The following is a 25,954-nucleotide window of genomic DNA, read 5'->3' on the forward strand; positions in this document are numbered from 1 at the left end:
GGCCCGGTGGCCGGGCGGCGCCCCTTCCTGGTCAGCGGCCGTAGCGGATCAGGGCCCGGACCATGTGGCAGGTGGTGTCGGAGGGCGGGTGGATGCCGAGCTGGACGGCGGTCGTGCGGATCTTCGCGTTGGTGGCCCGCGACGGGATGTAGACCCCGGCGTCGAGCAGGGCTATCGCGAGGCGCATGGCCTTCAGACGGCGGTTGTGGGTGACGTACCACTCGCGGGGGCGGCCCGCGGGGAGCGGCTGCTTCTGGAGCGGCTTCCAGGGTTCGAGGGACGGTGTCCGGATCACGGCGAGAGCCATGCGCGACCTCCTGGCGAACGGTGGGCGAGAGCCCTCCCCGGGACCCTCACCTTCACCCCCGATTTTAGTCGCCACCACTGACAATCGCCCCTGGCCAGACGGGCTTTAGTGGCACGTTCGGCGGTCCTTCGGGCGGTACGTTGGGGGCATGGAGATCTGGATCAATCCCGCCTGTTCGAAGTGCCGGAGCGCACTGACCCTGCTGGACGCCGAGGGCGCCGACTACACCGTGCGGCGCTACCTGGAGGACGTGCCGAGTCCGGACGAGATCCGGGCCGTGCTCGACCGGCTGGGCCTGGAGCCGTGGGACATCACGCGGACGCAGGAGGCGGACGCGAAGGAGCTCGGGCTCAAGGACTGGCCCCGGGACGCGGCGGGCCGGGACCGCTGGGTGGAGGCGCTGGCCGCGCATCCGAAGCTGATCCAGCGGCCCATCATCACCGCGGAGGACGGCTCGGCCGTCGTCGCCCGCACCGAGGAGGCCGTGCGGGACGCGCTGTCCCGCTGACCGCTCTCCGTCCGGGACGCGCTGTCCCGCCGGCCGCTCTCCGTCCGGGCTCAGGCGGACGCCGCCTCCGCCTCCGCAAGGATCTCGGTGAGCCGCGCCCCGAAGCGCACGTCGCAGGGGTGCGGCTCACCGCTGCGGACGGCCTCCACGAGGGCGTCCACCGCTCCCCCGAAGGCGCCCAGGGCGCCGTCCCAGCCCGGCATCGTCACCCGCCCCGCCTTCCCGTACAGCGAGAGCGCGGCCTCGGCGGCCTCGGGCGGGGCGCTGAGGGTGAGGGTGGCGGTGCTGCTCGCGCCCGAGGTGTGGCGCAGGACCAGGTGGCGGGTGTCCTCGGGGCCGGGGACGCAGGTCACCGAGGTGACGTCGCCGAGGACCGGCAGGTAGACGGAGAGGACGTGCGGGCCGACGTCCCACAGGCCGCCCTTCTCACGCCGCCACGGCGAGGCCGCGTACGCGCTGGAGGAGCTGGGGGCGAAGAGGGAGCCCAGCCAGTGCGCCTCGCCGAGGAACCAGCCGCCCACCGCGGCCTGTTCGTCGATCCAGCGGGCGGTGGGCTCCGCGAAGCGCAGGGTGCAGAAGACGACGGAGGCGACGCCCGCCGCCGTGACGGCCGCCGCCAGGTCGCGGGCCGCGTCGGCCGAGGTCGCCACCGGCTTGTCGAGGATCACGTGGCAGCCGGCCGCCGCCGCCCGGGCCGCGAGCGGGGCCTGGACGTCCGGCGGCAGCGCGAGGGCGACGGCGTCGCTCGCCTCGAACAGGGCGTCCACGTCCTCGTACGCCCGCGTCCCGAACCCGGCGGCCAGCGCCGCCGCGGCCTCGGGCCGTCGGCCCCACACCCCGCTGAACTCCACTCCCGCGTGCGCCGCCAGCGCGGGTGCGTGGGTGCGTTCGGCCCAGGGGCCGGTGCCGAGCAGTCCGATACGGGGCTTCGCGCCGAGGATCTTCACCATGCCCACCAGTCTGCCGCCCCGCTCGGACATCCGGCGCCGGGATGCCCGTATACGAAGCGGAGCCCGGCGCCCCGCCGCACCCCGCCCGGTGGATACGGAGGAATTACGGAGGAATGCTGAGTAACACGGGGTTCACAATCGGGCAACCATCGGGAAATCCGATATTGCGATGCTGCGCGGAGACACCACCCCCGCAGCGCACGCCAAAGGATGAGACCCGTGACCTTCAAGGCTGAGTACATCTGGATCGACGGAACCGAGCCGACCGCCAAGCTCCGTTCGAAGACGAAGATCATGCCCGGCACGGGGGTCGCCCTGGAGGAGCTGCCGCTCTGGGGCTTCGACGGTTCCAGCACCAACCAGGCCAAGGGCCACGCCTCGGACCGTGTCCTCAAGCCGGTCTTCTCCTGCCCGGACCCGATCCGCGGCGGCGACGACGTGCTGGTGCTGTGCGAGGTCCTGAACACGGACATGACGCCGCACGAGTCCAACACGCGGGCCGCGCTGGCCGAGGTGTTCGCCCGGTACGCCGCCCAGGAGCCGATCTTCGGCATCGAGCAGGAGTACACCTTCTTCGACGGCGAGCGTCCGCTCGGCTTCCCGGTCGGCGGCTTCCCGGCCCCGCAGGGCGGCTACTACTGCGGTGTCGGCGCGGACGAGATCTTCGGCCGTGACATCGTCGAGGCGCACCTGGAGAACTGCCTGACCGCGGGTCTCGGCATCTCCGGCATCAACGCCGAGGTCATGCCCGGCCAGTGGGAGTTCCAGGTCGGCCCGCTGGCGCCGCTGGAGGTCGCCGACCAGCTGTGGGTGGCCCGCTGGCTGCTCTACCGCACCGCCGAGGACTTCAAGGTCACCGCGACCCTGGACCCGAAGCCGGTGAAGGGCGACTGGAACGGTGCCGGCGCGCACACCAACTTCTCCACGAAGGCGATGCGCGAGGGCTACGACGCGATCATCACCGCGTGCGAGTCGCTGGGCGAGGGCTCGAAGCCGCTCGACCACGTGAAGAACTACGGCGCGGGCATCGACGACCGGCTGACCGGTCTGCACGAGACCGCCCCCTGGGACAAGTACCACTACGGCGTCTCCGACCGCGGCGCCTCGGTCCGCATCCCGTGGCAGGTCGAGCAGGACGGCAAGGGCTACATCGAGGACCGCCGTCCGAACGCGAACGTCGACCCGTACGTGGTGACCCGCCTGATGGTGGACACCTGCTGCGAGGCCCTGGAGCGGGCCGGCCAGGTCTGATCCGTCCGCTGATCCGCGCACCCGGAAGGGGCGCCCACCGTTCCGTACGGTGGGCGCCCCTTCCGGCATGTGGGAAACACATGTGGGCCGCGCGACAGGGCTTTTGGCCGACCGAGGGCTGCCCAGCGCACTTCCCTCCTGGTTTAATAGGGATATGGCCAGCATCGAGAACGACACCGCGAAGGGTCGCCACGACCTCGAGCCGTTCTGGCCTTCCCGTCAGCACCATGACTTCGACCGGTGCTGTCGACGCGTGAGGAACGCGTCGGCCCTCTAAAGCCCCCGACCGGTAGGTCCGGTCCTCCGGCCTTCGGCCGACGCGCAAGACGTACGACGCCTGTCCGTCCGTAACTCGCGCGAAAGAGTTGAGCTTTCATGGCCCATACCCAGGCTGCCGCCACCCTCACCGCCCTCCGCCCCCGCGTCGAGCGCGTCGACCGGCACCGGCTGCGAGCCGTCGACCCCGACGAGGTCGCCGGTCTCGCGCGGGTCGCCGACTTCCTCCCGCCGGGCGCCACGCTGCTGCCCGCGCCCCAGCACACCCTGCCGGCGCTGCCGGGCCGGCCGCCGATGGTCGGCTATCTGGTGCTGCTCCCCGCCGACCAGCAGCAGCCCGCCGCGGTGGCGGCCGAGCCGGCCGGCGAGCAGGGCCCGGTGGCCATCGACGGCGTCCAGCGGGTCGCCGTCGTGGACGGACGCCCGCTGGACCTGACGTATCTGGAGTTCGAACTGCTCGCCCACCTCGTGGCCCACCCGCACCGGGTGCACACCCGCGACCAGTTGGTCACGACGGTGTGGGGGTACGGGCACGTCGGGGACGGCCGGACCGTCGACGTCCACGTGGCGCGGCTGCGCCGCAAGCTGGGCGCCGAGCACCGCCACACGATCCAGACCGTGCGGCGGGTCGGCTACAAGTACACCCCCTGATCAGGGAGTCGTGGCGGGGTTCCGGTGCCGGAACCTCGCCACCAGTCCGGCCGTCACGTCCACGGCCACGAACAGCAGCAGGCTGAGGCCGAGCAGCGGGACGAACCAGGCCACCAGGGCCGTCCCCGCGAGCAGCGGGAGCAGCATGGTCGGCGGGACCTTGCGCCAGGCGCCCCGGGCGACCGGGCGGCCCGGCCGGCGCAGCCACCACATGCGGTAGCCCCACAGGACGAGCAGGACGAGCGCGAGCCCGAGGGCCGCGAGCGCCAGCTGGTTGAACAGGCCGAGGAAGACGCCCATGTGGGCGTCGATGCCGATCCGGGTGAGCTGGGCGAGCAGCGGGTAGTCGGCGAAGCGCAGCTCGTCGAGGACGGTGCCGTCGGCCGGATCCACGGCCACCGAGTCCAGCTCGACGGGGAACTGCTTGTCGGTCTCCTTCACCACGTAGCCGGTGCCGTCCGCCGGCAGGACGACGGCGATCTCGGGGCTGTCGACGCCGGCCGCGCGGGCCGCGTCGACCGCCTTGTCCAGGCCGATGTCCGCGCCCTTGGGGGCGGTCGGCGCGGGCTGGTGCCCGGCGCCGTGGCCCGCGTGCTCGCCGGCCCCGGCCCCGGCCGGGCCGCCGGCCGTGATGTCCGCGGAGAGCGCCGGGGTCGCGCCGCCGAGCCGGTCCTGGACGGAGCCGATGTTCTCGCCCGCGTACCGCGACCAGGTCAGGCCGGTGGCGGAGAGGGCCACGAGACCGGCCACCGTCCACAGGCCGACGGTGCCGTGCCAGGAGAGCGTGCGGCGGCGGGACTTCGGGCCGCGCTCGGGCAGGAACAGCGCGCGCCGGTTCCTGCGGCGGCGCCCGATCCACAGCAGCAGGCCGCCGAGCGCGACCACCCACAGCCAGCTGGCGGCCAGCTCGCTGTAGTTGCGGCCGAGCTCGCCGAGGTGCAGGTCGACGTGGAGCCCGGAGATCCAGGTGCGCAGCGGGAGCGCGCCCGAGCTGCCGTAGCTCGGCAGCTGTCCGCGTATGTCGCCGGTGTACGGGTCGACGAACACGCCCATGGAGGTGCCCTCGGGGGCCTCCGGGTCGTCCATCAGGACCCGGGTGGTGGCGCCGGGTTCGGCGCCGGGCCACACGGCGGTGACGGTGCCGTCGGGGTTGGCCGCGCGGGCCAGCTCGACCTGGCGGGAGAGCGGCAGGGCCGTGGCGTCGGCGGGCACCGGGACTTCGAGCTCGTGCGCGTACACCAGCTTCTCGGCCGGTACGGACAGCGCGTAGAGCAGCCCGCTCACGGCGGCGACGAGGAGGAACGGGGCGACGAGGACGCCCGCGTAGAAGTGCAGCCGCAGGACGAGCGGGCGCAGCGCCGCCCAGCCGCGCGGGCGGGACGGGGAGTCGGCGGGGCGCGCCTCGGAGCTCTCCGGCGTGTCCGGCGTGTCCGGTGTGTCTGGTGTCTCGGGTCTGTCGGGGCGTGCGAGATCGTCGATGGTCATGACGGTCCTAGGAGGTGTGTCGGCATGCCCGTGTCGGCATGCGGGTGTCGGCAGGGGAGAGCGACCCCCGGGCCGATCACGTCAGACGCGTGCTCCGAGGGCCGTGGCGCGGGGTACGGCGGGGCGGGGCGGACCGCGCCGGGACACCGAGCGCGCGAGGACGACACCGCGCGGCCTGCGCGGGTACGGGGCGGTCCGCACCGGCCGGAGGGCCGGGGGGACGGGGGCGAGGGCGCGTACGGCGGCGAGCGCGAGGCGCAGCGGCGTGAACGCGGTCGCGGCGACGGCGCGGGCCAGGGCGAACAGCGCGGCCTCGCCGTGGGCGAGCCACAGCCCGCAGGCGAGGGCGGCGAACAGGTGCGCGGCGAGCATGCCGAGGTCGGACCCGGGGCCGACGCCGTGCCCGGGGGCACCGGCGCCGCCCATGGTCATGGCGTGCGCCATGGAACCCATGCTCGCCATGGAATCCATGTGCTCCATGGCGCTCATCGAGCCCATGTGCTCCACGGCACTCATCGAGCCCACGTGCTCCATGGCGCCCGTCGAGCCCATGGATCCCAGCTCGCTCATGGATCCCGTCGAGCCCCTGGGCTCGGACATCGGCCCGTGTTCGCCCGCCCCGAAGATCAGGTGGAGCGCTCCCTGTACGGAGGTGAGGCCGGCCGCGATGGCGAGGGAGCCGCGGCGGCGGCCGGCGGCGGTCCAGGCGAGGGCGGTCGTCACGGCGAAGGCCAGGAGGAGCGAGCGTCCCGGGATCGCATGGGCAGACATGGACGAATGCCCCACCGCGGCCAAAGTGACGCACACCGCCGCGAACAGCGCGGCACGGAGGGCGCGCAGCGGCGACCTGGAGTGCGTCATGGTGCGGTCATGCTGTCATCCCCGCGCCGGGCCCGGCGGACCACCCCCGACCCGCATCGGCTACGGTGAGCGGGGAACTGCTTTTGTACCGGTTTCGGAGGAGTCGACGCATGCCCGCCATCCCCGCCGCCACCGTCGCCAACCTCCGCGGCCTCGGCACCCTTCCGCTCGGCGAGGGCCGCAGCGTCCGCGAGGGCCTGGTCTTCCGCTCCGGGCAGCTCGACCGGCTCGATCCGGCCGACCCGGTGGTGGCCTCGCTCGGCATCCGCACCGTCGTCGACTTCCGCACCGCCGCCGAGCGGGCCGAGCGGCCCGACCACGTGCCGGCGGGCGGGCGGCTGCTCGTCGCGGACGTGCTCGCGGACTTCCTGGCGACCAGCGGGCTGCCGCCCGCCGCCCGGCTGAAGACCCTGCTCGCCGATCCGGCGCTCGCCGAGGAGCACCTGGGCGGGGGCCGGGCGCAGGCGGCGTTCCAACGGACGTACCGGGCCTTCGTGAACACCGGGTCGGCGCGCGCCTCGTACGGGGCCTTCCTCACCGAGCTGGGCGACCCGTACGCCGGTCCGCTGCTCTTCCACTGCACGGCGGGCAAGGACCGTACGGGCTGGGCGGCGGCGGTCGTGCTCTCGCTGCTCGGCGCGGACGAGGAGACGGTCATGGCGGAGTTCCTCGCGGTCAACCCGGCGGTGCGGCAGGCCTTCGCCCCGCTCATCGAGGGCTTCACGGCCCAGGGCGGCGATCCCGACCTGGCGCTCGCGCTGATCGGGGTCGTGCCGGAGTACCTGGAGGCGGCGCTCGACGAGGTCGCGGTGCGGCACGGGTCGATGGAGAAGTACGTACGGGACGGGCTCGGCGTCCCCGACGAGGTGACCGCGCTGATCCGCGAGCGGCTCACGGTGTACGCGGCCTGACACCGGGGCCGCGCCGGCCGGGGCTCGTCCGCGCCCGTTCGGGGGACCCCGCCGGGGTGACCATCGCACGATTCGCTCGTTCTGCTGAACGTGAGCACCCAGGAACTCGCCCCCTCCTCAGACCCCTCCCCCGACTCCCCCGGCCCCGTCGACGTGGAGCAGGCCGAGGCCGCGCTCGTCGAGCACTACCCGCGGCTCGTCCGCATCGCGTACCTGGTCCTGCCGCCCTCGCTGGGGCGCAACCGCCGGGTGCTGACCGCGCACGCGCTCGTGCAGCGCTCGCTGCCGCGCCGCCGCACCTCGGGCGGGGCCGTGCCGGGGGCGCGGCGGGCGGAGGACGCGGTCGATCCGGGGTACGCGTACGTGCGGGGCGAGGTGCTGCGGCAGGCGCTGGTGGCCGGGCTGCCGCTGCGGCGGCGCGCGCTGCCGCGCCGGGCGCAGTTCCCGCCGCTGCTGCCGCAGGTGTGGGGCCTGCGGCTGTTCCCGCGCGCGGGCGGCGCCGACGAACTGGCCCTGGACCAGCGTCTCTCCGCGCTCTCCGGGCCCGGGCGCGCGGCGTACGTGCTGCGCGGTCTGGAGCGGCAGGGCGACCCGGAGGTGCTGCGGGTGCTGGCGGCGGCCGGGGCCGGGGACCCCGCGGCGGCGCTCGCGGAGGCGGACGGGGTCGAGGCGCGGAGCGCGCTCCTGGAGTCGCCCGAGTTCGACCCCTGCTCGCTCCAGGCCCGCCCGCCGGACCTCATGCGGCGCCGGCAGCACGGCCGGGCGGCACTGGCGGCGGTCGCGGCGGTGGTGGTGTGCGGGACGCTGCTCGGGCTGCCGGGCGACGGCTGGGGCAGGAACGGCGCGGCAGCCCCCTCGTACGCCCGTAACCCGGCGGCGGAGGCGGCGCTCGACCCGGGCGGCGTGAAGCGGGTCGAGCCGACGGCCTGGCGGGCCTCCCCCCGCACGGACTTCTCGGTCTGGCCGGCGCGGGGCGGGCTCACCGGCGACACGGCGCTGCTGCGGCGGGCGCTCGCGGTGTGGGCGCGCCCCGGTCCGTCCGTGCACGCCTCGGCGACGCCCGGGACGCCCCCGGGGCCGCCGATGGGATCGCCGCAGCTGCTGTACGCGGGGCGGGTGGACGCGGTGCGCGTAGTGCTGTTCTACGACGGCCTGCGGGTGGTGCGGTACGCGGAGCCGGTCGGGGACGAGAGCGGGGCGGCCCTGGACTTCGCGCGGACGGACGGGGCGGACGCGGTCGGCTCGGCGGCGCTCGTGGTGTCGCGGGCCGCGGGCAACGTGCGCTACCTGACGGCCCCTTGGGTGAAGGAGACGGCGGTCGCCGACCTCCTGGCGCCCGCGAAGGCGGCGTGGCCGCTGCCCCGGGACGCGTCGGGGGTGACCGAGCCGATGCCGAGTCCGGCGACGGCCCGGACCTGCGACAGCTGGAACACGCTCCAGGTGCGGGACGGGACGGGGGTCCGGCTCCTGGGCGATCTGGGCGAACTGGCCCCGGCCCGGCTGACCTCCGGCCCGCCGGCCGCGCCCGTGGACGCGACGGCGCCGGCGGCGCGGGAGGCGTGGGCGCGGACGGCCTGCCAGCTCTCGGCGGTGCGCTCGCACGGGGTGCGGGCGGTGAACTCCTGGGCGTTCGCCGGGCAGGCGCTGCCGGAGGCCGCCGGGCGGGCGGAGTGGCTGTGCGCGCGGGCGGAGACCTGGCGGGGCACCGGGAGCCGGGCGCTGGCCCTGTTCCGGGCCCCCGGCGCGACCGGCACGGCGGCCCTGGCGGCCCGCTCCGAGTCGACCCCGGCCTGCGGGGCGCGGGATCCCCGGGTGCTCGCGGGCGTGGTCTGGCAGGCGCGGAGCGGGCAGTGGTACGTGGTGGCGGCGGGCACGGGGGACTTCGCCTCGCTGAGCCTGTCGGGCGGTGTGCGGGGGCGGGCCGAGGGGCATCTGCTCGCGGTGCGGGCGGCGGCGGGGAGCCGGGCGGACCTGACGGGGACGCTGGCGGACGGGACCCGGGTGAGCGCGCTGAGGTGACGGGTCGCCGGGGCCGGGGAAATGGGCGTGCGCGACCCCTGGCCCTCGCGCCTACCCCTCAGTACATTGACGCCATGTCTAATACGCAGCCTGCACCGGTGGCGTCGGAACACATCGAGCTCAAGGCCCGCAAGGTCTCCTTCGACTGGGAGGAGACCCCGCTGCACTGGGTTCCCGGCGACCCGTTCACCACCCACACCATCAACGTGCTGCACCTGCTGCTCCCGGCCGGTGAGCGCTGGTTCGTGCACGTCTACAAGCAGGTCCTCCCGTACATCACCGACGACCGGCTGCGTGCGGACGTCATCGGCTTCATCGGACAGGAGGCCGTCCACTCCCAGGCCCACGACGACGTGCTGCCGCACCTCAAGCGGCTGGGGCTCGACCCCACCCCGTACACCGCGCAGGTCGACTGGTTCTTCGAGAAGCTGCTCGGCGACCGGACCCTGCCGCCGGGCCGGGCGCGCCGCTGGTGGCTGATGGAACGGGTCGCGCTGATCGCCGCGATCGAGCACTACACCGCCTTCCTCGGCAACTGGGTGCTCAACGCCGAGGAGCTGGACCGGGTCGGCGCCGACCCCGTCATGCTGGACCTGCTGCGCTGGCACGGCGCCGAGGAGGTCGAGCACCGCTCGGTCGCCTTCGAGCTCTTCCTGCACCTGGACGGCGGCTACCGGCGGCGCGCCCGCACCTGGGCGGCGGCGTTCTCCGCGCTCGCCTTCCTCTGGCAGCGCGGGGTGCGCTTCTTCATGGAGAACGACCCCGGCGTGCTCGACGCCAAGCCGAGCGTGGGCCAGTTCGTCCGCAAGGGCCGCGAGGGCGTGCTGCCCGCCACGCCCGACATGCTGCGCTCCATCCCCCGCTACCTGAGCCGGAGTTACCACCCCAGCCAGGAGGGCAGCACCGCGCAGGCCGCCGCCTACCTGGCGAGCTCCCCCGGCGCCAACGGAGGCCGGCACTGATGCCCCGACTGCGTACCGTCGTCCTGGTCGCCGGAGCCGCGCTGCTCGCCAGGCGGGCCCTGCGCCGCCGGATCGACGCCTCGCCGCTCTGGCCCATGCCCGCGCTCGACGAGCCGGTCTCGGGCCGCGGCCGCGGCTCCACCGTCACCCTGCGCGTCGTCGTCGCCGAGCGCCGCGAACCCGCCGCCGGGGTCGTCCAACTGCGCCTGGAGGGGCCCGGACTGCCCGCCTGGCAGCCGGGCGCGCACATCGACCTCGTCCTGCCCTCCGGCGCCGTGCGCCAGTACTCGCTCTGCGGCGACCCCGCCGAGCGGGACGCCTACACGATCGCCACCCGGCTCATCGACGCCGAGCAGGGCGGCCGGGGCGGCTCCCGCGAGGTCCACGAACAGCTGCACGTGGGCACCGAGATCGAGATCCGCGGGCCGCGCAACCGCTTCCCGCTGACCCCCGCCCCCTCGTACGTCTTCGTCGCCGGCGGCATCGGGATCACCCCGATCCTGCCGATGGTGCGCGCCGCCGAGGCGGCCGGGGCGGACTGGCGGCTGCTGTACTGCGGGCGCCACCGCGCCACCATGCCGTTCGTGTACGAGGCGGAGAAGCTGGGGCGCGGCCGGACGACCGTGGTCACCGAGCACGAGAGCGGACTCCCCGACCTGTCCTTCCTCGGCGGGCTGCCCGCCGAGACCGCCGTCTACTGCTGCGGGCCCGAAGGGCTCATGGACGCGGTGGGCGCGGCCCTGTCGGACGGCCGGGTCCCCGCCCTGGAGCGCTTCTCCGCCGCGCGGACCGAGGGCGGCGCGCCCTTCGAGGTCGAACTGCGGCGCACCGGGCGCACGGTGACGGTGACGGCCGGCCAGTCGGTGCTGTCCGCCGTCCGCGAGGCCGTGCCGGGGGTCCTGTACTCCTGCCGGCAGGGCTTCTGCGGGACCTGCCGGCAGGACGTCCTGGAGGGCGAGGTCGACCACCGGGACGAACTGCTCACCGACGAGGAGCGGGCCGGCTCGATGCTGATCTGCGTGTCGCGGTGCGCGGGCGAACGCCTGGTCCTGGACCTGTAGTCCGCCGGCCCGCCGGTCAGGGAAGGACCAGCCAGTCCAGGGCGAACGCGGTGAGCAGGCCGCCGGTCAGGAGCCACGTGGCGAGCCGCGTGCGCCCGTTGCGGGAGAGTTCGATGACGACCCCGCAGAGGATCATGGCGATCCCGTACACGCCGACGACGAGGACGGACGTGTGGTTCGCCAGGCGGACCGCCAGCACCGCGGCCGTCACGACGAGCAGGACCGAACCGGCGACGACCCGAAGCAGACGCGCCTGCTTCGGGGTGAGGCCCGCGGCCTCGTCCGGATCGCCGGGCTCGGCCGGCTCGTCCAGCTCCGCCACGGTGTCCGGGGTGTCCTGCTCAGAAGCGCTCATGTGCCGGGAGCGTAACGGACTCCCGTTAGGCTGTTCGCATGACGACCGGAGTACGCCGCAGGATGGGCGTCGAGGAGCGCAAGCAGCAACTGATCGGGGTGGCCCTCGAACTGTTCAGCCACCGCTCCCCCGACGACGTCTCGATCGACGAGATCGCCGCCGCCGCGGGCATCTCACGGCCGCTGGTCTACCACTACTTCCCCGGCAAGCAGTCGCTGTACGAGGCGGCGCTGCGGCGGGCCGCCGACGACCTGGCCGGACGGTTCGTGGAGCCCTCGGAGGGTCCGCTGGGCGCGCGGCTGTTGCGGGTGATGGGGCGCTTCTTCGACTTCGTCGACGACCACGGCCCCGGTTTCGCCGCGCTCATGCGGGGCGGTCCCGCCGTCGGCTCCTCGACCGCCCACGCGATGATCGACGAGGTGCGGCAGGCCGCGTACGAGCAGATCCTGGCCCATCTGGAGGTGACCGGCCCCTCCGCCCGGCTCGAACTGGTGGTCCGTTCCTGGGTGTCGCTCGCCGAGTCGACGGCCCTGCTGTGGCTGGACGGGCGCCGGGTGCCGCGCGCCGAGCTGGAGCGCCAGCTCGTGCACGACTTCGCGGCGCTGGCCGCGGTGAGCGCCGCGTACGACGGGGAGATGGCGGAGATCCTGGTGCGGATCCTCGCCGACGAGCCGGCCGACGGGCCGTTCGGTGAGCTGGTGGGGCGCCTGCTCGCCCTGGCGCCGCCGCGGGTGCCGGAGCAGCGCCCCTCGTAGAGCAGCGCCCGGCGTAGAGCGGAGAAGGCCCACCGTCCCGGGGACGGTGGGCCTTCGCGCGGTCAGCCGGTGGTGAAGACGGCCACCGTGCGGGCCGGGACGGTGAAGGTGCCCGTGCCCCGCTCGTACGTGGCGCCCTTCACCCCGGTGTCGGCCCCGTCCGCCTGGACCGGGTGCAGGCGGTAGCCGGTCCCGGCCAGGTCGCCGAGGGTCTGCCGCTGCCCCTGCGGGGTCGCGTTGAAGACGACGACCAGGCCGCCCAGGCGCATGGTGATCACGCCCGGGGTCTCGTCGCGGCCCGAGAGCGGGAAGGACAGGGTGTCCTGGACGCGGGCGGCGGAGTCGAGGGAGAAGGCCGGCTCGGTGGCGCGGATCCGGAGCAGGTCGCGGTAGGCGGCGGAGGCGCCGGTGATCTCGGCGCAGCCGGGGGTCAGGGCCGGGTTGCCCAGGAGCGGCTTCCCGTAGGCCCACTTGGGCTTGTTGTCGGCGGCCGGCGGGAGGCCGCGGCCGAAGCCGTTGCCGTCGCGGCAGTCCCAGTGGATCGCGTTGAACCAGTCGCCGCTGTCGAAGGAGTTGCGGTCGAGGGACTTGGAGCGCAGCAGGTCGGTGCCCGCCTGGGAGAGCGACGGGCCCTGGGAGAGCGCGGTCGTCGCCAGGGCGAGGACCTGCATGCGGGCCCGGTCGGCCGCGGGGGTGCCGGCCGGCAGCTTGAACGCGAGGGCGTCGTACAGGCTCTCGTTGTCGTGGGCGTCGGCGTAGGCGAGGGCGTCGCCGGGGACGGCGGCGTAGCCGGCCGGGGAGCCGTTGTAGTCGACCTCGGAGCCCTTGACCGTACGCCCGGCGGTGTCGGTGAAGGAGTAGCCGGCGAGGTTGCCGGTCAGGCCCACCTTGATGAGGTCCTGGTAGTGGAGGAGGCGGGCCTTCTGCTCGGCCGGGGTGCCGTTGGCGGGGGACGTGTTGGGGTCGGTGAACAGGCCGCTGGCGAAGCCCTGGACGCCCGGGTCCTCGTCGAAGGGGCCGCCGCCGCGGACGGCGTCGCGGGCCCGGTCGGAGAAGGTCGCGACGCCGGTGCCGGCCATGTTCTTCTGGGTGGCCTGGACGAAGCGGGCGTCGTCGGCGATCTCGCCGAAGTTCCAGCCCTCGCCGTAGAGGACGATCGCCTTGCCGTCCACGCCGTCCTCGGCGACGGTCAGCGCGTCGAGGGCCTTGCGGACGGCGAGGATGTTGGCCTTGGGGTGGTGGCCCATGAGGTCGAAGCGGAAGCCGTCGACCTTGTAGTCCTTGGCCCAGGTGACGACGGAGTCGACGACCAGTTTGCCCATCATCGCGTTCTCGGGCGCGGTGTTGGCGCAGCAGGTGGAGGTGGCGACGCTGCCGTCGGCCTGGAGGCGCTGGTAGTAGCCGGGCACGATCCGGTCGAGGACGGACTTGTCGGACTGTCCGGCGGCCACGGTGTGGTTGTAGACGACGTCCATGACGGTGCGCAGGCCCTCGCCGTTGAGCGCCTGGACCATCTGCCGGAACTCGACGGTGCGCCGGGTGCCTTCGGGGTCGGTGGCGTACGAGCCTTCGGGCACGGTGTAGTGCAGCGGGTCGTAGCCCCAGTTGTAGGCGTCCTTGGCCGCGGTGGCGGCGACGCAGGCCTGCTGCTCCTCGGAGTCGGGGGCGTAGACCTTCAGGTCGCAGGCGGGCGCGGTCTGGCCGGACTTCTTCTCGGGGACGGTGCCGATGTCGAAGGCCGGGAGGAGGTGGACGTAGTTGGTGCCGGCGGCGGCGAGGTCCTTGAGGTGCCGGGCGCCCTTGCTGCCGGTGTCGCCGAAGGCGAGGTAGGTGCCGCGGTGGGCGGCGGGGACGGTGGTGTCGGCGACGGAGTAGTCGCGGATGTGGAGTTCCTGGACGCGGGCGTCGCGCAGCGGGACGGCGGCCGGCTTCCGCAGCGTCCGCCAGCCCTTGGGGGCGAGCGCCGGGGCGGTGAGGTCGACGACGAGGCTGCGGGCGGAGTCGGTGGTGAGGGCGGTCGAGTAGGGGTCGGTGACCCGGTTGACGACGAGCTGCTGGACGCTGGGCGCCCAGACCTTCACGGCGTAGCGGTAGGGCTTGCCGGTCCAGGACTTCGGGCCGGTGACGGACCAGACGCCGCTGGTGTCGTCGCGGCGCATGGGGACGGTCCGGCCGTCGAGTTCGAGGGCGACGGACTGGGCGGTGGGGGCCCACACGGAGAGGGTGGGGCGGCCGGCGCGGAAGACGGGGCCGAGGGCGGCCTTCGTCGCGGCGGGTGCGTACAGGTCGTCGAGGACGCCGGCGGTCTGGACGCCGGTGGCGGCGAGCAGGGCGCCGTTGGCGGCGCGCTGGGTGGCGATCAGCTGGCCGCGCAGGGAGGCGCGGGCGCGGTCGGCGTCGCGCGGGTCGACGGTGAAGGCCGGGTAGTCCTTGAGGTGCGGGAAGCGGGCCTTCTGGGCGTCGGTGAGCGTGCCCGGGTTCAGCCGGAGCCACCGGCCCTCGTCGCTGAGGGCGCCGTCGGTGACGGTGATGCCGCCCTCGGGGGCGTACACGAGCTGCTGGCTGGTGGCGTCGGTCGCCTTGACCTTCCAGACGACGGTGGTGCGGTCGATCCACTGGGCCTCGGCCTTGGCGAGGTCCAGGTCGGGGGTGCCGCCGGTCTGCGGCAGGAGGTAGGCGGGCTGTCCGGCGAGCAGCCAGACCTCGTTGCCGTAGGTGCCGAGGGCGAGGGACTGGTCGGTGGGCAGGTCCTTCTGGTCGCCCTTGTGGAGGATGTACGAGAGGGAGCTCGCGCCCTCGGCGAGCGGGACCTCGTAGACCGCGCCGTACGCGTCGAAGCGGGCCGGCATCAGCGGCTTGGACCAGTCGGTGGGCTGGGCGGCGCCGGTCCAGGTGTGCAGGCCCCAGCCGTCGTAGGCGCCGTCGGCGCGCTGGTAGTGGACGACGGCCTTCTTCTTGTCCTGGGGCGGGGTGGCGGGGGCGGTGTCGGACTGGGCGTCGGAGCCCTGGGTGATCCAGACCTCGCCGGTGCGGGCGAGGCCGATGGCGCGCTGCGGGCCGTCGGCCGTGCCGTTCTTCTCGACGGTGTACGGGAGGGTGGCGGCGCCTTCGGGGACGCGGACCCAGGCGAAGGCGCCGTGGGCGTCGCGGCCGGTGAACGGGGCTTCCTGTCCGGCGGCCTTCAGCGTCCAGCCGTCGTAGGCGCCGTCCGGGCGCTGGTAGTGCACGACGGCCCAGGTGCGCTCGACGGCGACGGGCTTCTCGGGTGCCGGGGCCTGACCGGCTGTGGAGGCGGCGAGGGTGCTCGCGGTGCGGCCGGCGGAGTCGACGGCGACGGCCTTGTAGCGCAGGGCGGTGCCGGCGGGCGCGGTGACGTACTGGGTGACCTTGTAGGGGGCGTGGTCGGCGGTGCCGAGGGTCTGCCAGCGCCCGTCGCCGACCTGGGCGGCGAAGACGACCCGGTTCAGGCCGCCGCCGGTGACGTCGGCGGTGAGTTCGACGGTGCCGGTGGCGCCGGTGGCGGGGGCCTTGAGCGTGACGGCCGGGGCGGTGGCGGGGGCGGGCAGCGGCCGGTCCGCCTTCAGGACGAGGGAGGACAGGGCGGGGACGGTGACGGTGACCTCGCCGTCCTCGGCCCGGACGGCGCCCTGGCCGCCGTACAGGAGGTGGAAGGCGGCGGAGTCGGCGGGGACGGTGACGGTCTTCGGCTCGGTCGCGCTGTTGGTGGCGACGAGGTACTCGACCCTGTCCCGGGCGTCGGTGCGGGAGAAGGCGTAGACGGAGCCCTCGGCGTACCGCTCCCGCTGGACGCCGTCGCGCAGCGCCGGGTGGGTCCTGGTCAGCTTCGACAGCGCGGCGATGGAGCGGTAGATCGGGTGTCCGGTGTCGTACGCGTCGGAGGCGTGGGTGCGGTCGGTGCCGAGCTGGTCGTCGTCGAGGTAGTCGGCGGTCTTCGAGGCGAAGAGGGTCTGGCGGGCGTCCTTGTCGCCGCCGGCTCCGGTGAAGCCCTGCTCGTCGCCGTAGTAGATCACCGGGTTGCCTCGGCCGAGGAACATCAGCTCGTTGGCGAGGCGGGCCCGCTGGAGGAGTTCGGCGTCGCCGGCGTCGGGGTGGTCCTGCTTGAGGAAGGTCCCGATGCGGCCCATGTCGTGGTTGCCGAGGAAGGTGACCTGCTCGTAGGCGTTGGCCTTGTCGGTGGTGTAGCGGTAGTCCTCGGCGAAGACCTTGGCGAGCCGGTCGGCGCCGGCGCCCTGGGAGGCGTAGGCGCGGGCGGCGTCCTGGAAGGGGAAGTCGAGGGTGGCGTCGAGCCGGCCGCGGGTGACGTAGGGCGCGGTGACGGTGGTGTCGGCGGAGTAGACCTCGCCGAACATGAAGAAGTCCTCGCGGCCGCGCTTCTTGGCGTAGGCGTCGAGGGCGGTGGCCCACTGGGTCCAGAAGTCGAGGTCGACGTGTTTGACGGTGTCGATGCGGAAGCCGTCGATGTCGAAGTCGCGGACCCAGGTCTCGTAGATCCTCTTCATGCCCTCGACGACCTCGGGGCGTTCGGTCCACAGGTCGTCGAGGCCGACGAAGTCGCCGTACTCGGCGGACTCGCCGGCCCAGGTGGAGTCGCCGCGGTTGTGGTACATCGCCGGGTCGTTGAGCCAGGCCGGGACCTTGGCGGTCCGGTCGGCGGGCGGGACGACCGGGGTGTACGGGAAGGAGTCGGTGTCGGTCTTCGCGACGGCGGTGCGGTCGTCGAAGGGGCGCCCGTCCTTGTCGAGGTAGGGGTAGGCGCCCTTGGGGCGGTAGCCGTAGGTCTTCTCGGCGTAGTCGACGGTGTCGGCGGTGTGGTTGGTGATGACGTCGAAGAAGACCTTCATGCCCTTGGCGTGGGCGGCGGCGATGAGCCGCTTCAGGTCCTCGTTGGTGCCGAAGTGCGGGTCGACCTGGGTGAAGTCGGTGATCCAGTAGCCGTGGTAGCCGGCGCTGGCGTCCTTGCCGGTGCCCTGCACGGGCCGGTTCTTGAAGATGGGCGCCATCCAGATGGCGGTGGTGCCCAGGCCCTTGATGTAGTCGAGCCGCTGGGTGAGGCCCTTGAGGTCGCCGCCCTGGTAGAAGCCCTTGTCGGTGGGGTCGAAGCCGGTCCGCTCGCGGCTGCCGGTGAGACCGCCGCGGTCGTTGGAGGCGTCGCCGTCGGCGAACCGGTCCGGCAGCACGAAGTAGAACTGCTCGCGGGTCAGGTCGTGGCGGGCCGGGGTGGCGGCCAGCGCCCGGTCGGAGGGCGGGGCGGGCGGGCGCGGCGCGGCGGCCGCGGGCAGGACGGGCACGAGGGCCGCGCACAGGGCGGCGGCCACGACGACCGCCGTTCTCTTGCGTGTCACGAGGGTGCTCCCAGGGGTACGGGAATCGGGGCCGCCCCGGTCGGGGCGGCCCTGGGACGCTGGGGAGGCGTCAGGGGCGGAAGGTGTCGTTCAGGACGGTGCGGCCGGCGGCGGGGACGGTCGCGGTGCGGTTGGCGCCGGACTCCCAGGTGACGTTCCCGGCGGCGTCCTTGCGGACGTACTTGTACGCGAAGGCGGTGCCGGCGGGCAGGGTGGCGGCCAGCTTCCAGACGGGGTACGCGGCCGGGTCCAGCTTGATCGCGGCGGCGGGGTCCCAGTTGCCGAGCTCGGGGCGGTCGCCGGTGACGTAGATGTTCTGGCCGGGGCTGGTGGTGGCGTTGACCGCGAAGTCGGCGCCGGCCGTGGCGGGCTGCGTGGTCCCCCCGCAGGTGGTGGCGCCGGTGTGCAGGGCGAGGGCGGTGTTCGCGCCGAGGGTGGCGGTGAACCGGCCGGCGGAGTCGACGCTCACCGGCGTGCCGGACTGCACGTCGCAGTAGGAGCCGGCGGGCAGGGAGGTCTGGTAGGTGCGGGTGAGGGCCGAACCCTCGTGGTTGATCGCCACGTAGGCCTTGGTGCCGCGGCCGAACGCGATGGCGTTGTTGCCGTTGTCCCACCAGTCGGTGACGGCCTGTCCGCGGGCGGTGTTGCGGAAGGCGACCATGGAGGCTATCTCGCGCCAGGCGTGCTGGCACTTCCAGCCGTTGCTGTAACAGGCGGTCACCTGGTGCCCGTTGGGGGCGCCGGCGTCCTTGTCGGTCCACTCGTAGCCGGAGTGGACGTCCGGGGAGCCGTAGGGCCAGGCCAGCATGAAGACGGAGGCGAGGGTGTAGTCGGCGCCGTTCTTGTAGTTCAGGGTGTCGCCGCCGCGCTCGGTGTCGTGGTTGTCGACGAAGACGGCCGCCTGGCCGGAGGGCATGTACCCCCAGGCCTCGCCGAAGTTCTTCAGGTAGGCCAGCTTCTCGCCCTGGAGGACCCGCTTGAGGTCGCGGGCGTAGCGGAACTCCTGGACGTCGCCGTTGCCGAGGTACTCGCTCGGCGAGACGGCCTCGCCGGCGCCGTAGATGGCCTCCTGCTTCCAGTAGACGGAAGGATTCGTCAGCCGGGACTTGATGTTGGCGAGGTCGGCGGCCGGCATGTGCTTGGCGGCGTCGATGCGGAAGCCGTCGACACCCAGCGAGAGCAGGTCGTTGAGGTAGCCGGCGATCTTGCCGCGGACCCAGTCCTCGCCGGTGTCCAGGTCGGGCAGGCCGACGAGTTCGCAGTTCTGGACGTTGGCGCGGTCCTGGTAGTTCGCGATGGTGGCGCGGCAGTCGTCCATGTCGGCGCCGGAGTAGAGGCCCGGGTAGTCGTACTTGGAGAACGCGGTGCCGCCGGTGCCGGTGCCGGAGGAGTTCGCCATGTGGTTGACGACGGAGTCCGCGACGACCTTCACCCCGGCGGCGTGGCAGGTGTCGACCATGCTCTTGAAGGCGGTGCGGTCGCCGAGCGGGCCGGCGATCTTGTAGCTGACCGGCTGGTAGGCGGTCCACCAGGCGGGGCCCTGGATGCGTTCCTGGGGCGGGGAGACCTGGACGTAGCCGTAGCCCGCGGGGCCCAGCTGGTCGGTGCAGGCCCTGGCCACCGAGGCGAAGTTCCACTCGAACATCACCGCGGTGACGTCCTTGGTCCCCGGGGCTGCGGCCTGCGCCACCGGGGTTCCCGTCAGGGCCGCAGCGGCTCCCGCCACGAGGGCGAGGGCGGCGGCCACGGTCTTTCTTGCCATGTTTCCTCCTGTACGACGTCCCTGTCGCAAGAGCGGGTTCGCAAGAAGTTGCCGAAAATGACAGCAACTGTTTTCAGCCGCGACCGTAGGGGCGTACAGACGTGCGGTCAACCCTTCCGGCACCGCAATGCAAGGGATTGCGCAAGGAGTTACACGGCCGGCTGGGGCGACTGCGCGGTGGAGCCGCGCACGACCAGCTCGGGCTGGAACACGAACTCCGTGCTCTGGACCGGGTTTCCCTCGATCTCCTCCAGGAGCGCGCCGACCGCCGCCGTCGCCATCGCCTGCACCGGCTGGCGCACGGTGGTCAGCGGCGGGTCGGTGAACGCGATCAGCGGGGAGTCGTCGAAGCCCACCACGGACACGTCCCGGGGCACGTCGAGGCCCCGCGCGCGGGCCGCCCTGACCGCCCCGAGGGCCATCAGGTCCGAGCCGCACACGATGCCCGTGCACCCCTCGGCCAGCAGCAGGTCGGCGGCGGCGTGCCCGCCCTCCACGCCGAACAGCGTGGGCCGTACGAAGCGTTCCGCCTCGGCCCGCTCGATGCCCAGCTGCTCGCGCAGCTCGGCCGCGAAGCCCTCCGCCTTGCGCCGCGAGGGCACGTAGCGGGTCGGCCCGATGGCGAGCCCGATCCGTTCGTGGCCGAGTTCGACCAGGTGCCGTACGGCCATCCGGGCCGCGGCCCGGTCGTCGGGCGAGACGAAGTTGGCGTCGATGTGCTCGTTGAAGCCGTTGATGAGGACGAACGGCACGCCCCGCGCGGCCAGCCGCGTGTAGCGGGCCGGGTCGGCGGTGGCGTCCGCGTGCAGCCCGGACAGGAAGACGATGCCCGCCACCCCGCGCTCCACCAGCTGCTCGACCAGCTCGTCCTCGGTGGCCCCGCCCGGCATCTGGGTGCAGAGCACCGGCGTGTAGCCGTGCCCGGCGAGGACCTGCTCCACGACCTGCGCGAAGGCCGGGAAGATGGGGTTGGTCAGCTCGGGCACGACCAGGCCGATCAGGCCCGCGCTGCGCCGTCTGAGCCGCACGGGCCGTTCGTAGCCCAGCACGTCCAGCGCGGCGAGCACCTTGTGCCGGGTCGCGCCGGCCACTCCCGCCTTGCCGTTGAGGACCCGGCTGACGGTGGCCTCGCTCACCCCGGACTGGGCCGCGATGTCCGCGAGCCGCGGGGCGCCGTGACCGGCGCCCCGCGGCAGGGGGATCGTCACACCGCCCACCAGACGGTGGTGTCGGCGGGCAGTTCCACGATGCCCTCGCCGTGCGAGACGGGCTCGTTGGAGAGGAGGAACCGGCCGGGCAGCGGGACGGAGATGGCCCGGCCGGTGGTGTTGGCGGTGCAGACGAACCCGTCGCGGCGGAAGGCCAGGACGCCCTCCGGGGCCGGCAGCCACTGGAGGCCGTTGTGGGGTTCGCCCGCGCCGAGTCCGGGCTGCGCGCGGCGCAGGGCGAGCGCGTCGCGGTACAGCTCCAGGGTGGAGGCGGGGTCGCCGGTCTGCGCCTGGACGCTGAGCCCGCCCCAGGTGGCGGGCTGCGGCAGCCAGGAGCCGCCGGCCCCGAAGCCGTACGAGGAGCCCTCGACGGTCCACGGGATCGGCACCCGGCAGCCGTCGCGGAAGCCGTCCTGTCCGGTGGCCCGGAAGAACGACGGGTCCTGGCGGACCTCGTCGGGCAGGTCGGTGACGTCCGGCAGGCCGAGCTCCTCGCCCTGGTAGACGTAGGCGGAGCCGGGCAGCGCCAGCATCAGCAGGGTCGCCGCGCGGGCCCGGCGCAGGCCGAGCTCGCGGTCGCCGGGGGTGCGCAGCTGGGTGCCGAGGCCCGGCGGGTTGGCGAAGCGGGTGGCGTGCCGGGTGACGTCGTGGTTGGACAGCACCCAGGTGGTGGGGGCGCCGACGGGCTCCATCGCGCGGAGCGAGGCGTCGATGACCTGGCGCAGCTCGGCCGCGTCCCAGGAGGTGCCCAGGTACTGGAAGTTGAAGGCCTGGTGCATCTCGTCGGGGCGCACGTAGTTCGCGGTGCGCTCGACGGTGGGGGTCCACGCCTCGGCGACGAGGACGCGCTCGCCGTCGTATTCGGCGAGCACGGTGCGCCAGGAGCGGTAGATCTCGTGGACGCCGTCCTGGTCGAAGAAGGGCATGACGTCGTTGCCGAGCAGCTTCAGCTGGTCGTGGCTGCCGATGTCGGGCAGGCCGGCGGCCTTGACCAGGCCGTGGGCGACGTCGACGCGGAAGCCGTCGACGCCCATGTCGAGCCAGAAGCGCAGGATCGAGCGGAACTCGTCGCGGACGGCCGGGTGGTCCCAGTCGAAGTCGGGCTGCTCGGACGCGAAGAGGTGCAGGTACCAGTCGCCGGGGGTGCCGTCCGGGTTCTCCGTGCGGGTCCAGGCGGGGCCGCCGAAGATGGACTCCCAGTCGTTGGGCGGGAGTTCGCCGCTGTCGCCCTTGCCGGGGCGGAAGTGGTAGCGCTCGCGCAGCGGGGAGCCGGGGCCCTCGCGCAGGGCGCGCTGGAACCACTCGTGCTGGTCGGACGAGTGGTTGGGGACGAGGTCGACGATGATCCGCAGGCCCAGGTCGTGGGCCTCGCGGATGAGGGCGTCGGCGTCGTGGAGGGTGCCGAACATGGGGTCGATGGCCCGGTAGTCGGCGACGTCGTATCCGGCGTCGGCCTGCGGGGAGGCGTAGAACGGCGAGAGCCAGACGGCGTCGACGCCGAGCTCCTTCAGGTACGGCAGCCGGCTGCGAACGCCCTCCAGGTCGCCCATGCCGTCGCCGTTGCCGTCGGCGAAGCTGCGCGGATAGACCTGGTAGATCACCGCGTCTCTCCACCAGCCCGAGTGCGTGCCGGTGGTCGGAGCGGCGGCGGCGGGAGTGGCGAGGTGCTGGGTCATGTCTTCCTTGAGTCGTAAGGAGATTACGGACACGGGTTCGGGCACGGGTGCGGGCCCCGGCGCGGGGTGCGGCGCCGGTGTGCGGCTCAGCCCTTGACGGCGCCGGCGGACATGCCGGTCACCAGGTGGCGCTGGGCGAAGAGGAACACCAGGGCGGCCGGGACGGCGATGAGCACGGAGGCCGCGGACATCGGGCCCCACTGGGCGCCGTACTGGTTCACGAACTTCTGCAGCCCGCCGGCGAGGGTCAGGTTCTCGTCGCCGACCATGAACGCGGAGGCGTAGGCGACCTCGCTCCAGGCGGTGATGAAGGAGTAGAAGGCGGTGACCGCGATGCCCGGCTTGGCGAGCGGCAGGATCAGCCGCCAGAAGGTGCCGAAGGGGGTGAGGCCGTCGACGTACCCCGACTCGTCGATCTCGCGCGGGATGGTGTCGAAGAAGCCCTTCATCATCCAGGCACAGAACGGCACGGCGATCGTCAGGTACGTGATGACCAGGCCGGCCGGGCTGTTGAGCAGGCCCATCGAGGCCATGATGTTGTAGATCGGCACGATGAGGACGGCGACCGGGAACATCTGGGTGATGAGCAGCGTCCACATCAGTCCGCGCTTGCCGGGGAAGCGGAAGCGGCTGACGGCGTAGCCGGTGGTGGACGAGACGAAGACGCCGAGCACCGTGGTGAGGGCGGCGACGAGCAGCGAGTTGCCGAACCAGGTGAGGAACGGGGTGTCGTTCAGCAGGTTCGTGTAGTTCTCGAACGTCGTGTCTTTGAAGAAGTCGGTGGTGCTCGCGTACTTCGCCGGCTTGAGCGAGGTCAGCAGGACCCACAGCACCGGGAAGACGGCGATCACGGAGGCCGCGATCAGGGTGAGGTGCAGCGCGGCCGAACTGAGCGGCGAGCGGCGCCCGCGACGGGGGGCGGCGGCGGCGGGGGTGGTCGTGGTCACCAGACTTCTCCCTGCTTGCGGAGGACTCGCCGGTAGACCGCGGCGAAGACCATCAGGAGGATCAGGATCAGCACGCCCCACGTGGAGGACTGGGCGTAGTCGCGCGGGCTGATCTCGAAGGAGAACTTGTAGGCCTGGGTCACCAGGATCTGGGTGGCCTCGCCCGGACCGCCCCGGGTGAGCAGGAAGATCACCGGGAACATGTTGAAGGTCCAGATGGTGGAGAGCAGGATCACCGTCGTGGACACCGAGCGCAGCCCGGGCAGGGTGATGTGCCGGAAGCGCTGGAGGGGGCCGGCGCCGTCCATCTCGGCGGCCTCGTAGAGCTCGCCGGGGATGGACTGGAGCCCGCCGAGCAGGGCGACCATCATGAAGGGGACGCCGAGCCAGACGTTGACGGCGATGACCGAGAACTTGGCCCAGCTGGGGTCGTTCAGCCACGGGACGGCGTCGATGCCGCCGCCGGCCAGGACCTTGTTGAGCAGGCCGTTGTCCTCGTTGTAGAGGAAGCGCCAGGCGAAGACGGAGACGAAGCCGGGCACGGCCCAGGGCAGGATCAGCAGCATCCGGTAGACGGAGCGGCCGGCGATCCGGCGGTTGAGCAGGTTGGCGAGACCGAGGCCGAGGGCGAAGGTCACGGAGACGCAGGAGACCGTCCACACCAGGGTCCAGCCCAGGGTGGAGAGGAACTGGCTCCCGGTGAGCGCGTCGACGTAGTTGTCCACGCCCACGAACTCGTAGGTCGCGGGGATGTGGTTGACGCCGATGGAGCGCTCGACGTTGCGCTCGTTGGCGTCCGTGAGCGACAGCCAGATGCCGCGGACCAGCGGATAGCCGATGATCACGCCGACCACGATCACCACCGGGGCGACCATCGCCCAGGCGTACCAGTGAGTGGAGAGCGAGCGCTTCGCCGCTCGCTGCCGGTTGCCAGTTCCGCGGCTCCGGCCGCGGGCGACGTTCTCGCCCGCGGCCTTCGCCACCGACTGGCTGCTGGTGTCCACAGCCATCAGCCGGTCTGCCTTCCTTCCCGCTTCCTTGTTACTTCCAGTCCTTCAGCAGCTTGCGGTAGGACTCGCCCGCCGTCTTGGCCCCCTGCTCCGGGGTGGTCTGGTTGGTGAGGACCTTGGTGTACTCGGTGACCAGCGGGGCGAAGAGGCTGCCGCCCTCGGGGATCCAGGGGCGCTCGACGGCCTTGTCGACGACCGGCTTGAAGAACGTGATCATCTCGTTCATGGCCACGTCGGACTTGCCGTAGACCGAGCTGCGGGTGGGGAGCAGGCTCAGCTCCTTGGCGACCTGGGTCTGCACCTCGGGCGAGCTCATGTAGTCGACGAAGGCGTAGGAGGCGTCCAGGTTCTTGGAGCCCGCGTAGACGGCGAGGTTGTGGCCGCCCTGCGGGGCGCCCTGACCGCCGGAGCCGGCCGGGACCGGGGCGATGCCCAGGTTGGCCTTGTCGGCGAACTCCTTGCCGGCGTAGGTGTCGGTGACGGCCCAGGGGCCGTTGATCATCATGGCGACCTTGCCGTCCTTGAAGGCCGTCTGCATGTTGTTCCAGCCGTCGGTGGCGTCGGTCTTGGCCGCGCCCGACTCGACGAGGTCCTTGACGGTCTTGAAGGCCTTGACGCCGGCCGCGTTGTCGATCGTGACGGTCTTGGTGTCGGCGTTGACCATGTCGCCGCCCTCGCCGTACAGGAAGGAGAGGAACCAGTAGGCGTCGTCGCCGCGCAGGTAGAGGCCGGTCTTGCCGGTCTTCTGCTTGATCTTGGCGGAGACGGACTTCAGCTCGTCGACGGTCTTGGGGACCTCGACGCCGGCGTCCTTGAAGATCTTCTTGTTGTAGAAGATGCCCATGGAGTCGATGACCTGCGGCACCGCGTAGGTCTTGCCGTTGTACTTGGTGGACGCGGCGGCCTGCTTGAGGAAGTCGTCCTGGTCCTTCAGGGCGGCGGTGCCGTCCAGCGGGGCGAGGTAGCCGAGGTTCGCGAAGTCCGGGGTCCAGGCGACCTCGGAGCGGATCACGTCGGGGGCACCGGAGCCCGACTGCGCGGCGTTCTTGAACTTGTTCTGGGCGTCGCCGAAGGGCACGTTCACGTACTTGACCGTGACCTTGGGGTGCTTCTTCGTGAAGTCCTCGGCGATCTTCTTGAAGACCTTGTCCTCGGAACCCACGGTGGAGGTGTCCCACCAGGTGACGGTGCCGGACAGCTCACCCGAGCTCTTCGAGCCGCCGCCGGTGGAACCGTCGCCGCTTCCGCACGCCGCCAGGGACACACCCAGGGCCGCGACCAGCGCGGTGGCCGCTATGCCACGCCGCATGTGAACTCCTTCAACTGATCCCGGATTGGACGAGGGTCTCGAACAACTTCCTCATGCGACCGCTCCCTCGCGGCGCCCCGGGTTGCCAGGAACGTAACAGGGATGAAAACGCGCCGAAAGACCTTGCGGGAACTTTCTGCAAGACCCGGCGATCGTTACATCCGCGTGTCCTGAAGGTTGCCGACAGGCCGCTTGACAGCCCCGACACCCCTTCGCCTCTTGCAAGAACTTGCGAAAACCGCGCGCCCAGGGCCCGGCGGACGGCCGGGAACCGACGGCCGGCCGCCGCCCGGCCGGTCCGGCGCGGGCCTCCGTCGCGCTCGGTGG

At 72.8% G+C, this 25,954-nt stretch carries 20 protein-coding genes; 8 read left to right on the plus strand and 12 right to left on the minus strand.

From position 1 onward, the window contains the following. Nucleotides 1-31 precede the first annotated feature (31 nt). Nucleotides 32-307 (minus strand): hypothetical protein, encoded by a 276-nt coding sequence (locus AB0Q96_RS06850; RefSeq protein WP_329420040.1) that lies wholly within the window; start codon nucleotides 305-307, stop codon nucleotides 32-34. A gap of 148 nt (nucleotides 308-455) precedes the next feature. Between AB0Q96_RS06850 and AB0Q96_RS06855 the strand changes: the two genes are divergently transcribed. After that, entirely contained in the window at nucleotides 456-815 is a 360-nt protein-coding gene (locus AB0Q96_RS06855) for an arsenate reductase family protein (protein ID WP_365322390.1), read from the plus strand. A 50-nt stretch (nucleotides 816-865) separates the two neighbouring features. On the opposite strand, the gene AB0Q96_RS06860 is transcribed toward AB0Q96_RS06855, so the two are convergent. Continuing rightward, on the minus strand, nucleotides 866-1,765 hold the full coding sequence (locus tag AB0Q96_RS06860; protein ID WP_365322392.1) for a Gfo/Idh/MocA family oxidoreductase: 900 nt from the start codon (nucleotides 1,763-1,765) through the stop codon (nucleotides 866-868). A gap of 219 nt (nucleotides 1,766-1,984) precedes the next feature. Here AB0Q96_RS06860 and glnII point away from each other — a divergent pair, with 219 nt between their 5' ends. Next, the gene (gene glnII / locus AB0Q96_RS06865) at nucleotides 1,985-3,016 is read left to right on the plus strand and encodes a glutamine synthetase (protein ID WP_365322394.1); all 1,032 of its coding nucleotides are present in this window, start codon (nucleotides 1,985-1,987) and stop codon (nucleotides 3,014-3,016) included. A 375-nt stretch (nucleotides 3,017-3,391) separates the two neighbouring features. Then, nucleotides 3,392-3,943 carry a winged helix-turn-helix domain-containing protein gene (locus AB0Q96_RS06870; RefSeq protein WP_365322396.1) on the plus strand — a complete coding sequence of 184 codons (552 nt, stop codon included), beginning with the start codon at nucleotides 3,392-3,394 and terminating at the stop codon, nucleotides 3,941-3,943. Here the strand turns inward: AB0Q96_RS06870 and AB0Q96_RS06875 are convergent, their stop codons facing one another. Both AB0Q96_RS06875 and AB0Q96_RS06880 read right to left on the minus strand, forming a co-directional pair. After that, nucleotides 3,944-5,428, minus strand: coding sequence for a PepSY-associated TM helix domain-containing protein (locus AB0Q96_RS06875; protein WP_365322398.1), 1,485 nt, complete (start codon nucleotides 5,426-5,428; stop codon nucleotides 3,944-3,946). An 81-nt stretch (nucleotides 5,429-5,509) separates the two neighbouring features. Then, nucleotides 5,510-6,199, minus strand: a complete 690-nt coding sequence (locus tag AB0Q96_RS06880; protein WP_365322400.1) for a hypothetical protein — start codon at nucleotides 6,197-6,199, stop codon at nucleotides 5,510-5,512. A 200-nt stretch (nucleotides 6,200-6,399) separates the two neighbouring features. Between AB0Q96_RS06880 and AB0Q96_RS06885 the strand changes: the two genes are divergently transcribed. The 4 genes from AB0Q96_RS06885 to AB0Q96_RS06900 all read left to right on the plus strand — a co-directional run bounded on the left by AB0Q96_RS06885 (nucleotide 6,400) and on the right by AB0Q96_RS06900 (nucleotide 11,242). Further along, entirely contained in the window at nucleotides 6,400-7,200 is an 801-nt protein-coding gene (locus tag AB0Q96_RS06885; RefSeq protein ID WP_365322402.1) for a tyrosine-protein phosphatase, read from the plus strand. Between the two features lie 90 nt (nucleotides 7,201-7,290). After that, nucleotides 7,291-9,219: a hypothetical protein gene (locus tag AB0Q96_RS06890; protein ID WP_365322404.1), complete on the plus strand. Its 1,929-nt coding sequence runs from the start codon at nucleotides 7,291-7,293 to the stop codon at nucleotides 9,217-9,219. A 74-nt stretch (nucleotides 9,220-9,293) separates the two neighbouring features. Further along, nucleotides 9,294-10,181, plus strand: a complete 888-nt coding sequence (locus AB0Q96_RS06895) for a metal-dependent hydrolase (protein WP_365322406.1) — start codon at nucleotides 9,294-9,296, stop codon at nucleotides 10,179-10,181. Continuing rightward, nucleotides 10,181-11,242 (plus strand): PDR/VanB family oxidoreductase, encoded by a 1,062-nt coding sequence (locus tag AB0Q96_RS06900; RefSeq protein ID WP_365322408.1) that lies wholly within the window; start codon nucleotides 10,181-10,183, stop codon nucleotides 11,240-11,242. The genes AB0Q96_RS06895 and AB0Q96_RS06900 overlap by 1 nt, the downstream gene beginning before the upstream one ends. Nucleotides 11,243-11,258: 16 nt before the next feature. On the opposite strand, the gene AB0Q96_RS06905 is transcribed toward AB0Q96_RS06900, so the two are convergent. After that, a complete protein-coding gene (locus AB0Q96_RS06905; RefSeq protein WP_365322410.1) occupies nucleotides 11,259-11,597 on the minus strand; it encodes a hypothetical protein in 339 nt (112 codons plus the stop codon). A gap of 38 nt (nucleotides 11,598-11,635) precedes the next feature. On the opposite strand from AB0Q96_RS06905, the gene AB0Q96_RS06910 reads away from it, so the two are divergent. Continuing rightward, nucleotides 11,636-12,352, plus strand: a complete 717-nt coding sequence (locus tag AB0Q96_RS06910; RefSeq protein ID WP_365322412.1) for a TetR/AcrR family transcriptional regulator — start codon at nucleotides 11,636-11,638, stop codon at nucleotides 12,350-12,352. Nucleotides 12,353-12,414: 62 nt separating this feature from the next. On the opposite strand, the gene pulA is transcribed toward AB0Q96_RS06910, so the two are convergent. The 7 genes from pulA to AB0Q96_RS06945 form a co-directional block, all read right to left on the minus strand. Further along, the gene (gene pulA, locus AB0Q96_RS06915; protein ID WP_365322414.1) at nucleotides 12,415-17,715 is read right to left on the minus strand and encodes a pullulanase-type alpha-1,6-glucosidase; all 5,301 of its coding nucleotides are present in this window, start codon (nucleotides 17,713-17,715) and stop codon (nucleotides 12,415-12,417) included. 70 nt (nucleotides 17,716-17,785) lie between these two features. After that, the gene (locus tag AB0Q96_RS06920; RefSeq protein WP_365322416.1) at nucleotides 17,786-19,477 is read right to left on the minus strand and encodes a carbohydrate-binding module family 20 domain-containing protein; all 1,692 of its coding nucleotides are present in this window, start codon (nucleotides 19,475-19,477) and stop codon (nucleotides 17,786-17,788) included. Between the two features lie 149 nt (nucleotides 19,478-19,626). Further along, the gene (locus tag AB0Q96_RS06925; RefSeq protein WP_365322418.1) at nucleotides 19,627-20,694 is read right to left on the minus strand and encodes a LacI family DNA-binding transcriptional regulator; all 1,068 of its coding nucleotides are present in this window, start codon (nucleotides 20,692-20,694) and stop codon (nucleotides 19,627-19,629) included. Then, the gene (locus AB0Q96_RS06930; protein WP_365322420.1) at nucleotides 20,682-22,361 is read right to left on the minus strand and encodes a glycoside hydrolase family 13 protein; all 1,680 of its coding nucleotides are present in this window, start codon (nucleotides 22,359-22,361) and stop codon (nucleotides 20,682-20,684) included. Before AB0Q96_RS06930 ends, AB0Q96_RS06925 begins: the two co-directional genes overlap by 13 nt. A gap of 86 nt (nucleotides 22,362-22,447) precedes the next feature. After that, a complete protein-coding gene (locus tag AB0Q96_RS06935) occupies nucleotides 22,448-23,311 on the minus strand; it encodes a carbohydrate ABC transporter permease (protein WP_365322506.1) in 864 nt (287 codons plus the stop codon). Then, nucleotides 23,305-24,318 carry a sugar ABC transporter permease gene (locus AB0Q96_RS06940; RefSeq protein ID WP_365322422.1) on the minus strand — a complete coding sequence of 338 codons (1,014 nt, stop codon included), beginning with the start codon at nucleotides 24,316-24,318 and terminating at the stop codon, nucleotides 23,305-23,307. The genes AB0Q96_RS06935 and AB0Q96_RS06940 overlap by 7 nt, the downstream gene beginning before the upstream one ends. Nucleotides 24,319-24,349: 31 nt before the next feature. Further along, nucleotides 24,350-25,627: an extracellular solute-binding protein gene (locus tag AB0Q96_RS06945; protein ID WP_365322424.1), complete on the minus strand. Its 1,278-nt coding sequence runs from the start codon at nucleotides 25,625-25,627 to the stop codon at nucleotides 24,350-24,352. Nucleotides 25,628-25,954: the final 327 nt, after the last annotated feature.

It is taken from the genome of Streptomyces sp. NPDC093111, from assembly GCF_040683955.1.
Lineage (GTDB): Bacteria > Actinomycetota > Actinomycetes > Streptomycetales > Streptomycetaceae > Streptomyces.

Excerpts from the sequence above, each read along its gene's own strand:
- AB0Q96_RS06905 (WP_365322410.1), bottom strand. The coding sequence starts at position 11,597 with ATGAGCGCTTCTGAGCAGGACACCCCGGACACCGTGGCGGAGCTGGAC.
- AB0Q96_RS06870 (WP_365322396.1), top strand. The coding sequence starts at position 3,392 with ATGGCCCATACCCAGGCTGCCGCCACCCTCACCGCCCTCCGCCCCCGC.
- AB0Q96_RS06930 (WP_365322420.1), bottom strand. The coding sequence starts at position 22,361 with ATGACCCAGCACCTCGCCACTCCCGCCGCCGCCGCTCCGACCACCGGC.
- AB0Q96_RS06900 (WP_365322408.1), top strand. The coding sequence starts at position 10,181 with ATGCCCCGACTGCGTACCGTCGTCCTGGTCGCCGGAGCCGCGCTGCTC.
- AB0Q96_RS06910 (WP_365322412.1), top strand. The coding sequence starts at position 11,636 with ATGACGACCGGAGTACGCCGCAGGATGGGCGTCGAGGAGCGCAAGCAG.
- AB0Q96_RS06920 (WP_365322416.1), bottom strand. The coding sequence starts at position 19,477 with ATGGCAAGAAAGACCGTGGCCGCCGCCCTCGCCCTCGTGGCGGGAGCC.
- AB0Q96_RS06945 (WP_365322424.1), bottom strand. The coding sequence starts at position 25,627 with ATGCGGCGTGGCATAGCGGCCACCGCGCTGGTCGCGGCCCTGGGTGTG.
- AB0Q96_RS06880 (WP_365322400.1), bottom strand. The coding sequence starts at position 6,199 with ATGTCTGCCCATGCGATCCCGGGACGCTCGCTCCTCCTGGCCTTCGCC.
- AB0Q96_RS06860 (WP_365322392.1), bottom strand. The coding sequence starts at position 1,765 with ATGGTGAAGATCCTCGGCGCGAAGCCCCGTATCGGACTGCTCGGCACC.
- AB0Q96_RS06850 (WP_329420040.1), bottom strand. The coding sequence starts at position 307 with ATGGCTCTCGCCGTGATCCGGACACCGTCCCTCGAACCCTGGAAGCCG.
- AB0Q96_RS06895 (WP_365322406.1), top strand. The coding sequence starts at position 9,294 with ATGTCTAATACGCAGCCTGCACCGGTGGCGTCGGAACACATCGAGCTC.
- AB0Q96_RS06875 (WP_365322398.1), bottom strand. The coding sequence starts at position 5,428 with ATGACCATCGACGATCTCGCACGCCCCGACAGACCCGAGACACCAGAC.
- AB0Q96_RS06940 (WP_365322422.1), bottom strand. The coding sequence starts at position 24,318 with ATGGCTGTGGACACCAGCAGCCAGTCGGTGGCGAAGGCCGCGGGCGAG.
- AB0Q96_RS06885 (WP_365322402.1), top strand. The coding sequence starts at position 6,400 with ATGCCCGCCATCCCCGCCGCCACCGTCGCCAACCTCCGCGGCCTCGGC.
- AB0Q96_RS06855 (WP_365322390.1), top strand. The coding sequence starts at position 456 with ATGGAGATCTGGATCAATCCCGCCTGTTCGAAGTGCCGGAGCGCACTG.